Raw genomic sequence first — 12,473 nt, 5'->3', positions numbered from 1 at the left:
CGCCGCGGTCTGGTTCTGGTTTAGAATTTGGCTGACCTTTTCTGCCCGAGGATAGACCCGCAAGTGTTCCAACTTGATTCCGCCACGATTATCCTGATGTCGACGCTGATGGCCGGCGCGATGAGTGTCGTCCTTTATTCCGCCCACTTCAGTTTTCCAGCTGAGATCAAGGGCCTGAATTATTGGGCGGCGGGATTGGTATCGCTCGCTTGCGGCGCGTTTCTATTCAGCTTGAGGCATAGCGTCTTCAACGAAACGCTAGTATTGCTTAGCGCTAATTCGGCCCTGGTTTGGGGCGTGGGCCTGGCGATGATCGGTACCAGGAAATTTTATGGGCTGGTGCCGTCCTGGTGGTTATTTCATCTGGTTTGGTTATTGGCCATGCTGGGCGTCGGATATTGGTTGTTAATTCAGCCGGTTTTTGCCGCGCGCGTCGCCGTATTCTCTTTTCTGGTTTCCATATTTTATATAAACCAGATTCTGGTGGTATGGCGTCACGGCGAACGTCACTTTTCCACCATATTCTTCGGTTCGTTATTGCTGTTTCAAACGCTGGTGGTATTAACTCGAGGCATTCTCGCGTTATTATTCGGCAGCGCCCAGGTTGATTTAACGGCTGTCGGGCCATTTCAAAGTATTTATCTCGCGGCCGGCCAATTCATGGTGTTGCTGCTGGCGGTGGGTTTCAAGGCGGTAACCACTCGGCGTTTGCAAGCGATACTGGAACGCCGCTCCACGCTTGATCCCCTGACTCAGGTTTTAAACCGGCGCGGTTTCGCCGATATTTACGCTAAAGAGCATGCGTTGATGCGGCGTGAATCCACCGCCATGACAATGCTCAGCATCGATCTGGATTATTTTAAGAAGATTAATGACTGCTACGGTCACGCTACCGGCGACCGGGTTTTAGTCGATGTGGCGCAAGTAATCGGCAAGGCGTTGCGGGTATCCGATCACGTCGCCCGTTTTGGCGGCGAAGAGTTTATTGTTTTGCTGCCGGTGACCGGTGTGGATTGGGCCCGCGATATCGCCGAGCGCATCCTGGCGGCCGTGCGCGAACCAAGCCGCGGAGACTTGCCCGCCTATACCGTCAGTATTGGCATTGCTTGCCAGACAAGCTCCGACGAGGATCTGGACGCCATCCTGATGCGCGCCGACGAGGCGCTGTACCGCGCCAAGGAGCGCGGGCGCGACTGTATCGAGATCGCGCCCACGCCGGCGCCGCCCTTGCAGGCGATTAAAGCTTAGTTGAACAGGCGCGCCAGTTCCGCACCCGGATCGGGCGCGCGCATGAAGGCTTCGCCGACCAGGAAGGCGTGCACATTCGCCTCTCGCATGCGTTTGACGTCGTCCGGCACCATGATGCCGGATTCGGTGATGACCAGTTTATCCGCCGGAATGCGGTCCAACAGGCCCAGCGTGTTTTCCAGCGAGACCTCGAAAGTGCGCAGGTTGCGGTTATTGATGCCCAAAAGCGCGGTTTTCAGGCGCAGCGCGGCGGTCAGTTCGTCGCCGTCGTGGGTTTCCACCAGCACGCCCATGCCCAATTCGTGGGCGCAGGCTTCCATTTCCGCCATCAGCCCATGGTCCAGCGCCGAGACGATCAGCAGGATGGCGTCGGCGCCCATCGCGCGGGCTTCGTAGATCTGGTACATATCGATCATGAAGTCTTTGCGCAGCACCGGCAGCGAGCAGGCGGCGCGCGCCTGCTGCAGATACGCCACCGAACCCTGGAAGAACTGCTCGTCCGTCAGCACCGACAGGCACGCGGAGCCATGGGCCTCGTAGCTGGCGGCGATGTCGGCGGGGCGGAAGTCGGCGCGCAGCACGCCTTTCGACGGCGACGCCTTTTTCACTTCGGTGATCACGCCAGCTTTGCCGGCGGCGATCTTCCCGCGCAGGCTGGCCTCGAAGCCGCGCAGGCCGGCGCGCAGTCCGGCGTCGCTTTCAACGTCGGCGCGCAGGCTGGCGAGGCTGCGGTGTTTTTTGGCTGCGGCGACTTCGTCGGCTTTGACTGCAAGGATTTTGTTCAGGATGTCGGACATGGTGAGCCTAAGTTTAATGTTGTTCTGCCAGCGCCAGTCGCAGGCCGAGAGCCAGGAACAGGCCTCCCGTTACGCGGTTCAGCCACAGGGCCACCAGCGGCTTGACCTTCAGGCGCGCACTGGCGAAGGCGGTGAAGACGGCCAGGCCGTTACACCACAACATACCGTTGAAATTGAAGATGCAGCCCAGGACGATGAAGGCTAGCGGCTTGCTGGCGGAATCGGCCGAAATAAACTGCGGGACGAAGGCCAGGAAGAACAAGGCCACCTTCGGGTTCAGGACATTGGTCAGGAAACCCTGGAAGAAGATTTTACGATACGCCAGTGGTTGCGCGGCGCCGCGCACGGCGATGTCGGTGGCCGCCGCGTCATCGGCTTCGGTGCGCAGCCTGGCGCGCAGCATGCCGATGCCGACGTAGACGATGTATGCCGCGCCCACCCATTTCACCGCCGTGAACGCGGCGGCGGACGTCGCCAGCAGCGCCGACAAACCCAACGCCGCAGCGATAATGTGGATCATGGTGCCGGCGCCGATGCCCAGCGCGGCGGCCGAACCGGCGCGCCAGCCCTGGGTGGCGCTGCGCGTCATGATCAGCAGTGAATCGGGGCCGGGCATGATGTTCAGCAGCAGCCCGGAGATGATAAACAACGTCAGATCGTGGATGCCGAACATGCTGGCCGCCCTTAGTTGGTATTGCCGAGGCTTTGCGTGACCTGCACGAACTGCTCGACCTTGCGCATCGCGTCGCCGGAGCTGACGGCTTTGCGCGCGCGCGCCAGGCCATCCTCGATCGAGCTGGCGACACCGGCCGCGTACAGCGCGGTGCCCGCGTTGAGCGCGACGATATCGTAGGCCGCGCCAGGCTCTCCGCGCAGCGCTTCCATCATTTTCGCTTTCGACTCCGCCGCATCCGCCACTTTCAAATTGCGGCTGGCGATCATCTGCAGGCCGAAGTCCTCGGGATGGATTTCATATTCGCGGATCTCGCCGTTAACCAGTTCGCCGACCAGCGTGCCGGCGCCCAGCGAGACCTCGTCCATATTGTCGCGGCCATACACCACGATGGCATGCTGCGCGCCCAGGCGCTGCAGCACGCGCACCTGGATACCCACCAAGTCGGCGTGGAACACGCCCATCAGGATATTCGGCGCGCCGGCCGGATTGGTCAGCGGCCCCAGGATGTTGAAGATGGTGCGCACGCCCAGCTCGCGGCGGACCGGCGCCGCATGCTTCATCGCCGCGTGGTGGTTGGGCGCGAACATGAAGCCGATGCCGGTCTGCGCGATCGATTGCGCGATCTGCTCGGGCTTGAGGTTGATGTTCGCGCCCAGCGATTCGATCACGTCGGCGCTGCCGGACGACGACGACACGCTGCGTCCGCCGTGCTTGGCCACGCGCGCGCCGGCCGCCGCGGCGACGAACATCGACGCCGTGGAGATGTTGAAGGTGTGCGCGCCGTCGCCGCCGGTGCCGACGATGTCGAGCAGGCCGGTGGTGTCGGCCATCGGCACCTTGGTGGAGAACTCGCGCATCACTTGCGCGGCGGCGGCGATCTCGCCGATGGTTTCCTTCTTCACGCGCAGGCCCATGGTCAGGGCGGCGATCATGGTCGGCGACATTTCGCCCGACATGATCTGGCGGAACAGGTGCAGCATCTCGTCGTGGAAAATCTCGCGGTGTTCGATGCAGCGCAGCAGTGCTTCTTGATGGGTGATAGGCATGGCTATTCCTTCTCTGAATTTGGGCGTGGGCGCGCGCGGCGGCGCGCCGGTACGAACAGCGCTGGTCAGCGGACCAGGAAGTTCTTCAACAGTGCGTGGCCGTGTTCCGACAGGATGGACTCGGGGTGGAACTGCACGCCCTCGATGTCGTAATCCTTGTGGCGCACGCCCATGATTTCACCGTCGTCCGTCCACGCCGTGACCTCCAGGCAGGACGGCAGCGAGCTGCGCTCGATGGCCAACGAGTGATACCGGATCACCGTGAAGGGGGAGGGCAGGTCCTTGAAGACGCCCACGCCCGTATGCGCGATTAAAGAAGTTTTGCCATGCATGACCTGCTTGGCGCGGATGACTTTTCCGCCGAACGCTTCGCCGATGGCCTGGTGGCCAAGGCATACGCCCAGTATCGGCTTCTTGCCGGCGAAGTGCTTGAGCACCTCGATCGAAATACCGGCTTGCGACGGATCTTTCGGGCCTGGCGAAATGCAGATGTGGTCCGGGTTCAGCGCCTCGATTTCCGCGATCGTGATTTCGTCGTTGCGGTACACGCGCACATCCTCACCCAGCTCGCCGAAGTACTGCACGATGTTGTAGGTGAAGGAGTCGTAGTTGTCGATCATTAGCAGCATCTCAGATCTCCCCATCCAGGCCATCTTGCACTTGTTCGGCGGCGCGCAGTACTGCGCGCGCCTTGTTTTCAGTTTCCTGCCATTCCATCTCCGGTATCGAGTCGGCGACGATGCCGGCGGCGGCCTGCACATGCAGCATGCCGTCCTTGATCACTCCGGTGCGGATCGCGATCGCCACGTCCATCTCGCCGCCGAAGGACAGGTAGCCGCAGGCGCCGCCATAGATGCCGCGCTTGGAGATTTCCAGTTCGTCGATGATCTCCATCGCGCGCACTTTCGGCGCGCCGGTCAGCGTGCCGGCCGGGAAGGTGGCGCGCAGCACGTCCAGGTTGGACAGGCCGGCCTTCAGCTTGCCCTCGACGTTGGAAACGATGTGCTGCACATGCGAGTATTTTTCGATGACCAGGCGGTCGGTGACCTTGACGCTGCCGATCTCGGAGATGCGGCCCAGGTCATTGCGCGCCAGGTCGATCAGCATCACGTGTTCGGCGATTTCTTTCGGATCGGCCAGCAGTTCCGTGGCCAGTTCGGCGTCGCGCTCCGGCGTCGCACCGCGCGGGCGGGTGCCGGCGATAGGGCGCAGCGTGACTTTCTTCTCGCCGTCCGGCAGCGTCTCGTTGCGGACCAAGATCTCCGGCGAGGCGCCGACGATCTGCATGTCGCCGAAATTGTAGAAGTACATATACGGCGAAGGATTCAGCGAACGCAGCGCGCGGTACAGCGACAGCGGCGAATCGACGTAAGGCTTGCGCAGGCGCTGGCCGATCTGCACCTGCATCAAGTCGCCCGCCATCACGTATTCGTGGGCCTTGGCGACCGCCTTCAGGTAGTCCTCTTTCGGGAAATCGCGCGTGATGTCGGTGCGTACCGAGGCGCTGGTCACCGGCGCATCGAGGCCACGGCGCAGCATCATGCGCAGGTCTTTCAGGCGCTGGCGCGCTTTGGCGTACGATTCCGGCTGCGTGGTGTCGGCGTAGACGATCAGATACAGCTTGCCGGACAGGTTGTCGATGACGGCCAGTTCCTCGGTCACCATCAGCTGGATATCGGGCAGGCCCAGGTCATCTTTCGGCTGCGAGTGGGCCAGCGTTTTTTCGATGTGGCGCACCGTGTCGTAGCCGAAGTAGCCGGCCAGGCCGCCGCAGAAGCGCGGCATGCCGGGACGCAGCGCGACCTTGAAGCGCTTCTGGTAGGTCTCGATGAATTCGAGCGGATTGCCTTCGTGGGTCTCGATCACCGTGCCGTTCTTGACGATCTCGGTGCGAGTTCCGAAGTTGCGCAGCACGGTGGTCGCGGGCAGGCCGATGAAGGAGAAGCGGCCGAAACGCTCGCCGCCGACCACCGATTCAAGCAGGAAGGTGTTCTTGCCGGCGTTCTGGGTCTGGGCCAGTTTCAGGTACAGCGTGAGCGGGGTTTCGAGGTCGGCGAAAGCTTCGGCGATCAGCGGGATGCGGTTGTAGCCGTCGGTGGCCAACGATTTGAATTCGAGTTCGGTCATGTCTTCTCTCCATGCCGCCAAGGGCGTGGTTGTGGCTTGGCGGTGGTTTGTCAAAAAACCTGTCGGACGCGCGGATGCGGACGACAGCAATCAGTTCGGCTCAGTTTTGCCAGGATTGCCAGCGTCGCCAAAGCCAGGCCTCAATCGAGCCGGTTTGGTTGACGTTGTGTTTTTTGGTGAGAGACATGTTGGTCAGGTTAGTTCAGCTAAGGGTTAGTTTTGCGAACGTATCAGGCTGGACGCTTCCAGCAATGTGGCTACTATACCATCGGAATCCGTTTTGTGTATAGCTTCTCCGTGATTGTAACCGTAAGGTACCGTCAACACCGGGCAACCCGCTGCCCGTGCGGCTTGCGCGTCGTTCGAGGAGTCGCCGATGGCCACCACCTGCGCCGGCGCCAGGCCGAAATCGGCGCACACCGTTTGCAGCGGCAGCGGATCGGGTTTCTTGCGCGGCAGCGAATCGCCGCCGTAGACCACGTCGAAAAATCCGTCCAGGCCTTTCAGTTTGAGCAGCGGCGCGGCGAACGAGATTGGCTTGTTGGTTACACAGGCCAGGCGCAGGCCTTGCGCCTTCATCGCCGTCAGGCCTTCGATCACGTCCGGATACAGCGCGCTGTGGTCGCCGTTGATGCCCAGGTAGTGGCGCTGGTAGGCGTCCATCGCTGCGTCGAAATGCGCTTCCACGCGGGCCGCGTCCCAGTCCAGGCCCAGCACGGAGCGGATCAGGTTCTCGGAGCCCTTGCCGACCATCAGCGCGATCTGGTCCTGCGAGATCGGTTGCAGGTCCAGCTCCGCGCGCATGCCGTTGATCGCGACGTGGAAGTCGGGGATCGTGTCCAGCATGGTGCCGTCGAGGTCGATGATTGCGGCGCGTACGCCTGCCAGCACACTCATATTTACACCGTCGCCAGTTGGGCGCGCATGGCGTCGATGACGGCCTTGTAGTCCGGCTTGCCGAAGATGGCGGAGCCGGCCACGAAGGTGTCCGCGCCTGCCGCCGCTGCGGCCGCGATGTTGTCGATCTTGATGCCGCCGTCCACTTCCAGCAGGATGTCGCGGCCGGATTCATCGATCAGGCGGCGCGCTTCGGCGATCTTCTTCAGCGCCTGCGGAATGAAGGACTGGCCGCCGAAGCCCGGGTTGACCGACATGATCAGGATCATGTCGATCTTGTCCATCACGTGTTCCAGGTAGCTCAGCGGCGTGGCCGGGTTGAACACCAGGCCGGCCTTGCAGCCGTGGTCGCGGATCAGCTGCAGCGAACGGTCGATATGGTCCGACGCTTCCGGGTGGAAGGTGATGATGTTGGCGCCAGCCTTGGCGAAGTCCGGGATGATGCGGTCGACCGGCTTGACCATCAGGTGCACGTCGATCGGCACTTGCACGTGCGGGCGGATCGCTTCGCACACCAGCGGGCCGATGGTCAGGTTCGGAACATAATGGTTGTCCATCACGTCAAAGTGAATGATGTCCGCGCCGGCGGTGACGACGTTGCGGACCTCTTCACCCAGGCGGGCGAAATCGGCGGACAAAATGCTGGGAGCGATGCGGAATGTGGTCATGGCTTAGGGCTGGCAAGAAAAAAGATGCGCTATTTTACGCTGCCCGGCGCGGCCGCACCGATTTTCAGCCGCGCCGTCCTTGCATACGGGGCGGATTTGCGGTGCAATGGGGGCCTGACGATATACAATCGCCAATTTTGCATAGAGCGATTACGCTTTTACCAAGCCTTAAGGAATTTCGATGGCCACTTACGAATTTACTGTGTCGGTCAGAACCCAGTACCTGCCGGATCAATCGGACCCGGATCGCACCAATTTCGTGTTCACCTATTCGATCACGATCAAGAATACCGGCACCGTGGCTGCGCAGCTGATTTCGCGCCACTGGGTCATCACTGACGCCAACAATCATGTGGAAGAGGTGCGCGGACTGGGCGTGGTCGGCCATCAGCCGCTGCTGCAGCCCGGCGAGCATTTCGAGTACACCAGCGGCACGGCGCTGCAAACCCAGCAAGGCTCGATGGTCGGCGAATACTTCTGCGTGGCCGAGGACGGCCATCAGTTCGAAGTCAAGATCCCGGAGTTCGTGCTGTCGCTGCCGCGCACGCTGCACTGATTACTTCGGCTCGTTTTCCCGGTCCGGCGGGGGCAGCTGCTTAGTCTTGCCCTTGCCTTGGTACATGGTCCACCAGACGATGAACACCAGCAGGAAAAACGCCACGCATGCTTCTATCATTAAGACCCACATAGCCATCCTTATGTCATTAACTAGCCGTAGTCTACTCGTTCCGCTGACCGTCGTCGCGCTTTCCCTGGCCGCCTGCACCACCACGCCGCTGCCGCCGGCCCAGGCGCCCGCGCCCGCCGTGACGCCACCGGTCACTCCGCCGGTCACGCCTCCAACGGTGCCGCCGGTGCCGCCCAAGCCGGCCGCGTTGCAGATGGTGCCGGCCACCTTCGCGTCGCTGCCGGGCTGGGACAAGGACGATGTGCGCGCGGCCTGGCCGGCCTTCATGTCCTCGTGTTCGGTGCTGGTCAAGCAGCCGAACTGGAAGGAATCCTGCACCATCGCGCGCACCGTCAACGGCAGCGACGAGCAGGCGATCCGCACCTTCTTCGAGGCGTTCATGGAGCCGAACCAGGTGATCGCGCCGGACGGCGCCACCGACGGCCTGATCACCGGCTACTACGAACCGCTGCTGCGCGGCGCGCGCAAGAAGGGCGGCCCCTACCAGACGCCGCTCTATAAAGTGCCCGACGATATGCTGACCATCGACCTGGCCAGCGTGTACCCGGAGCTGAAGGGCATGCGCCTGCGCGGCAAGCTGGTCGGCAAGAAGGTGGTGCCATATGCGACCCGCGCCGATATCGAGAAGGCTGACTTCAGCGGCAAGGAGTTGCTGTGGGTGGACGATCCGGTGGAGTCCTTCTTCCTGCAGGTGCAGGGCTCGGGCCGCGTGCAGCTGACCGATACGCAGGAAACCGTGCGCGTGGCGTATGCGGACCAGAACGGCCATCCGTATAAATCGATCGGCAAGTACCTGGTGGAGAAGGGCGAGCTGACGCTGGAACAGGCGTCGGCGCAGGGCATCAAGGCGTGGATCGCCGGCCATCCCACGCGCATGCAGGAGCTGTTCAATGTGAACCCGAGCTATGTGTTCTTCCGGGAGGAGCGCCTGCCCGATCCGAAGGTAGGGCCGAAAGGTTCGCTGGGCGTGCCGTTGACGCCGTCGCGTTCGGTGGCGATCGATGCGTCGCAGCTGCCGCTGGGTGCGCCGGTGTTCCTGTCAACCACCATGCCTAACAGCGATATCCCGCTGCAGCGCCTGGTCATGGCGCAGGACACGGGCGGCGCGATCCGTGGCGCGATCCGTGTCGATTACTTCTTCGGCTTCGGCACGGAGGCGTCGGAGAACGCGGGCCGCATGAAGCAGCGCGGTAATGTCTGGGTGCTGCTGCCGAAGCAGCCGCTCTAACGCAGGACCATCACGGGCAGCGTGGTGTGGGCCAGTACCTTCTGCGTTTCGCTGCCCAGGAATAGCCGGTTCAGGCCACGCCGTCCGTGCGACGCCATCATGATGATGTCGCATTCAAACTTCTTGGCCGCCTCGACGATTTCTTCGTAGGGGCTGGGGGACATCGTCACCACGCCCTCGAACGGAACTTCCGCGGCGCGCGCGGCGGCGGCCACTTTCTCAATATGGTGTCGGGCGGCGTTCTGCATCTGCGTGGCGAACTGGCCGGAATCGATGACCGCGCCGCTGTCGCCCATGGAGGCGAACGGCAGCGGCGTGATGACCGTGATCGCGACCAGGCGCGCTTGATTGAGCTGGGCAAACTGGACCGCCATCGCGGTCGCTTTGTCGGACAGCTCGGAGCCGTCGGTCGGCAGCAGGATGGACTTGAACATGGCGTACTCCAATGTAGGGAACACAAAAACAGCCTAATGATTTAGAACGTTCGACGGCGCACGTTAGGACGTTGCAGGCGCCGTATGTTGCTGCATGTTGCGCATGGACGAGGCCATCGCAACAGTCAGCGCGATGCCGCCCACCGCCACGCAGGCCATGCCGGTGCGGATGCTGAAGTGCTCGCCGATATAGCCGGCCGCCAGCGCGCCGATCGGCGCGGTCGCCACGGTCAGGAAGCGCATGGTTGAGACCATGCGGCCCAGGTAGGCGTCCGGCGTGACTTTCTGGCGCATCGTCATATATGGCATGAAGAACAGCATCACGCCGCAATCGAGGAACAGCGACAGGCCGCCGCACGCCACCGCGCTGGCGGTCGGGCTGCCGAACAGGTTGGCCGGGATCATCGGCATGGCGGCGAACGCGAAGGCGGTCAGGCCCAGGCCGATCAACATGGTTGCGCCGGGGCCGAAGCGCGTGTTCAGCGGCTTTAATAAGAGTGAACTCATCAGTACGCCGACGCCACCAACCATCTGCGCCATGCCCAGCATACCGGCCGTCATGCCCAGTTCGCGCGTGGAGAACAGCACGCTGAGCGCGGCGAAACCATAGAACAGCATATGCCACACGCCCGCGCCCCAGGCCAGCGTGCGCAGCAGCGGCTGGCCCCAGATGAACAGCAGGCCGTCGTGGATGTCGCGCAGCGGATGCTTGTTGGACGGCGCCGGCTTGGGATCGTTGGCATTCAGATTACGCAGCAGCAGGATCGAGATCACGAAGCCGATGGCGTTCAGCATGACGGCGAACGGCGCGGTCAGCCATTGGATCAGCACGCCCGCGACGCCGGGCGCGATCAGGCGCGAAGCCGAGTCGGTGGCGGCGAACTTGGATTGGGCGTCGGTCAGGCGGTCGCGTCCGATCAGGTTGGTGAGGAAGATCTGTTCCGCGCCGCCGCCCACCACCGAGCAGGCGCCGCTGATAAAGGAGACCATATACATCCATTCGATGGACAGCCGCCCCAGCCAGTAAGCCAGCGGGATGCTGGCCAATGTGAGCGCCATGATCGCCTTGCTGCCCAGGAGTACCGGCAGCTTGCGGTTGCGGTCCAGGAAGACGCCGGCCGGCAAGGCCAGCAGCGCGAATGGAATCGCCGCGCTGGCGCCCAGCATGCCCATCTGCGCCGGCGTGGCATGCAGCAGCAGGACCGAGCACAGCGGCAGAGCCAGCGCGCTGATGTAGCTGCCGAAGCCGTTGAGGATGGCGCTGGACCAGTAGCGCATGAAGTCGCCGTTGCGCAGCAGGGCGTCGTTGTCCAGCTTGAGGCTCAGGTGGCGGCGTAAGGCGGTAAAAATAGGAGACTCTTAAAAGCAGGTTGCTATCGTTCAATGATACCAGCGCGGGAGTTAGGCGCTACAATCCTTCAGGAATATTCCACTGTGAAGGAGACACCGATGCAATATGAAGACCTGATCGTTGAAGTGCACGACAAAGTAGCCCTGATCCGCCTGAACCGTCCGAAGGCGTTGAACGCGCTGAACGACCGCATGATGAACGAGCTGGGCGATGCCTTATATAAGTTCGACGCCGATCCGGCCATCGGCTGCATCGTGCTGACCGGCAGCGAGAAAGCCTTTGCCGCCGGCGCGGATATCGCTGCCATGGCGGACTACACCTATGTGGATACTTATCGCGACAACTACATCACCCGTAACTGGGAGCACATCCTGCGCATCCGCAAGCCGGTGGTGGGCGCTGTGGCCGGCTACGTGCTGGGCGGTGGCTGCGAGCTGGCGATGATGTGCGATTTCCTGATCGCTGCTGACACGGCCAAGTTCGGGCAGCCGGAAATCAAGGTTGGCGTCACGCCTGGCGCCGGCGGCACGCAGCGTCTGCCGCGCACCATCGGCAAGGCCAAGGCCATGGACATGCTGCTGACCGCGCGCACCATCGACGCGGTGGAAGCGGAGCGCATCGGCCTGGTGTCGCGCGTGGTGCCGGCCGATAAGTTGATCGAGGAAGTGCTGACCGCGGCGAAGCAGATCGCGTCGATGCCGACCTCGGTGGCGATGATGATCAAGGACTCCGTTAACCGCGCCTTTGAAACCACGCTGACGGAAGGTGTCAATTATGAACGCCGCCTGTTCCAGTCTGCCTTCGGCACGCCTGCGCAAAAAGAAGGCATGCACGCCTTCCTCGAAAAGCGCTTGCCAAACTTCGACGGTCTTTGATATAGTTCGCCTCCCCGCAAAACGGTGCATGCAAATGCAGTGTTGAGTGGGGAGAAAAAAAGAAGGGGTTGACGAAACGATCTAAACGCTTCATACTCTTTCTTCTTCGCTGACGAACACAACGCTTCGCAGCAAACGCAGTACCGAATAAAGTTCTTTAAAAATTAACAGTCGATAAGTGTGGACGTTTGATGAAAGTGCACAGCAGACTAGTTCTGCTGATACTTAAAATATCAAATGTTCACAAAAAATATAGGATGCTTCGCAAGAAGCAGCCTGTCAGTATTTTGAGTGAGCGACCCGTGAGAAATCACGGTGCCAGAAATGGCAAATAAACAGAGATTAAACTGAAGAGTTTGATCCTGGCTCAGATTGAACGCTGGCGGCATGCCTTACACATGCAAGTCGAACGGCAGCGCGGGGCAACCTGGCGGCGAG

The 12,473-nt window shown here is 61.7% G+C and carries 13 protein-coding genes and 1 rRNA gene; 5 read left to right on the top strand and 9 right to left on the bottom strand.

Annotation, left to right across the window (positions count from 1 at the left end; translation table 11 throughout):
* Nucleotides 1–63: 63 nt before the first annotated feature.
* Nucleotides 64–1,248, top strand: coding sequence for a GGDEF domain-containing protein (locus ACUJB0_RS26975; RefSeq protein ID WP_444847928.1), 1,185 nt, complete (start codon nt 64–66; stop codon nt 1,246–1,248).
* Here the strand turns inward: ACUJB0_RS26975 and trpC are convergent.
* The 7 genes from trpC to rpe form a co-directional block, all read right to left on the bottom strand.
* Nucleotides 1,245–2,045 (bottom strand): indole-3-glycerol phosphate synthase TrpC, encoded by an 801-nt coding sequence (gene trpC, locus ACUJB0_RS26970; RefSeq protein ID WP_444847927.1) that lies wholly within the window; start codon nt 2,043–2,045, stop codon nt 1,245–1,247. The two genes, ACUJB0_RS26975 and trpC, sit on opposite strands and share 4 nt — an antisense overlap.
* Nucleotides 2,046–2,058: 13 nt before the next feature.
* Nucleotides 2,059–2,718, bottom strand: coding sequence for a LysE family translocator (locus ACUJB0_RS26965; protein ID WP_444847926.1), 660 nt, complete (start codon nt 2,716–2,718; stop codon nt 2,059–2,061).
* Between the two features lie 11 nt (nt 2,719–2,729).
* Nucleotides 2,730–3,767 carry an anthranilate phosphoribosyltransferase gene (gene trpD / locus ACUJB0_RS26960; RefSeq protein WP_161085484.1) on the bottom strand — a complete coding sequence of 346 codons (1,038 nt, stop codon included), beginning with the start codon at nt 3,765–3,767 and terminating at the stop codon, nt 2,730–2,732.
* 65 nt (nt 3,768–3,832) lie between these two features.
* Nucleotides 3,833–4,396 carry an anthranilate synthase component II gene (locus ACUJB0_RS26955; protein WP_090326971.1) on the bottom strand — a complete coding sequence of 188 codons (564 nt, stop codon included), beginning with the start codon at nt 4,394–4,396 and terminating at the stop codon, nt 3,833–3,835.
* A gap of 1 nt (nt 4,397) precedes the next feature.
* A complete protein-coding gene (gene trpE, locus ACUJB0_RS26950; RefSeq protein WP_444847925.1) occupies nt 4,398–5,894 on the bottom strand; it encodes an anthranilate synthase component I in 1,497 nt (498 codons plus the stop codon).
* 213 nt (nt 5,895–6,107) lie between these two features.
* On the bottom strand, nt 6,108–6,791 hold the full coding sequence (locus ACUJB0_RS26945; protein ID WP_444847924.1) for a phosphoglycolate phosphatase: 684 nt from the start codon (nt 6,789–6,791) through the stop codon (nt 6,108–6,110).
* A gap of 2 nt (nt 6,792–6,793) precedes the next feature.
* Nucleotides 6,794–7,459, bottom strand: coding sequence for a ribulose-phosphate 3-epimerase (gene rpe / locus ACUJB0_RS26940; protein WP_117015849.1), 666 nt, complete (start codon nt 7,457–7,459; stop codon nt 6,794–6,796).
* Between the two features lie 181 nt (nt 7,460–7,640).
* Here rpe and apaG point away from each other — a divergent pair, with 181 nt between their 5' ends.
* The gene (gene apaG, locus ACUJB0_RS26935) at nt 7,641–8,015 is read left to right on the top strand and encodes a Co2+/Mg2+ efflux facilitator ApaG/CorD (protein WP_117015850.1); all 375 of its coding nucleotides are present in this window, start codon (nt 7,641–7,643) and stop codon (nt 8,013–8,015) included.
* Nucleotides 8,016–8,157: 142 nt separating this feature from the next.
* Nucleotides 8,158–9,375, top strand: a complete 1,218-nt coding sequence (gene mltA / locus ACUJB0_RS26930) for a murein transglycosylase A (RefSeq protein ID WP_444847923.1) — start codon at nt 8,158–8,160, stop codon at nt 9,373–9,375.
* On the opposite strand, the gene ACUJB0_RS26925 is transcribed toward mltA, so the two are convergent.
* Nucleotides 9,372–9,809, bottom strand: coding sequence for a universal stress protein (locus tag ACUJB0_RS26925; RefSeq protein ID WP_117015852.1), 438 nt, complete (start codon nt 9,807–9,809; stop codon nt 9,372–9,374). The genes mltA and ACUJB0_RS26925 overlap by 4 nt on opposite strands.
* 63 nt (nt 9,810–9,872) lie before the next feature.
* The gene (locus ACUJB0_RS26920) at nt 9,873–11,105 is read right to left on the bottom strand and encodes an MFS transporter (protein WP_444848037.1); all 1,233 of its coding nucleotides are present in this window, start codon (nt 11,103–11,105) and stop codon (nt 9,873–9,875) included.
* 153 nt (nt 11,106–11,258) lie between these two features.
* On the opposite strand from ACUJB0_RS26920, the gene ACUJB0_RS26915 reads away from it, so the two are divergent.
* The gene (locus ACUJB0_RS26915) at nt 11,259–12,035 is read left to right on the top strand and encodes an enoyl-CoA hydratase (protein WP_070271913.1); all 777 of its coding nucleotides are present in this window, start codon (nt 11,259–11,261) and stop codon (nt 12,033–12,035) included.
* A gap of 344 nt (nt 12,036–12,379) precedes the next feature.
* Nucleotides 12,380–12,473: ribosomal RNA gene (locus tag ACUJB0_RS26910) — 16S ribosomal RNA — on the top strand; the annotation flags it as partial.

This window comes from Duganella caerulea, from assembly GCF_040362985.1.
Lineage (GTDB): Bacteria > Pseudomonadota > Gammaproteobacteria > Burkholderiales > Burkholderiaceae_D > Rugamonas > Rugamonas vulcania.
The sequence above is the reverse complement of the archived record's forward strand: the minus strand, read 5'-3'. Positions and strand labels throughout refer to the sequence as shown.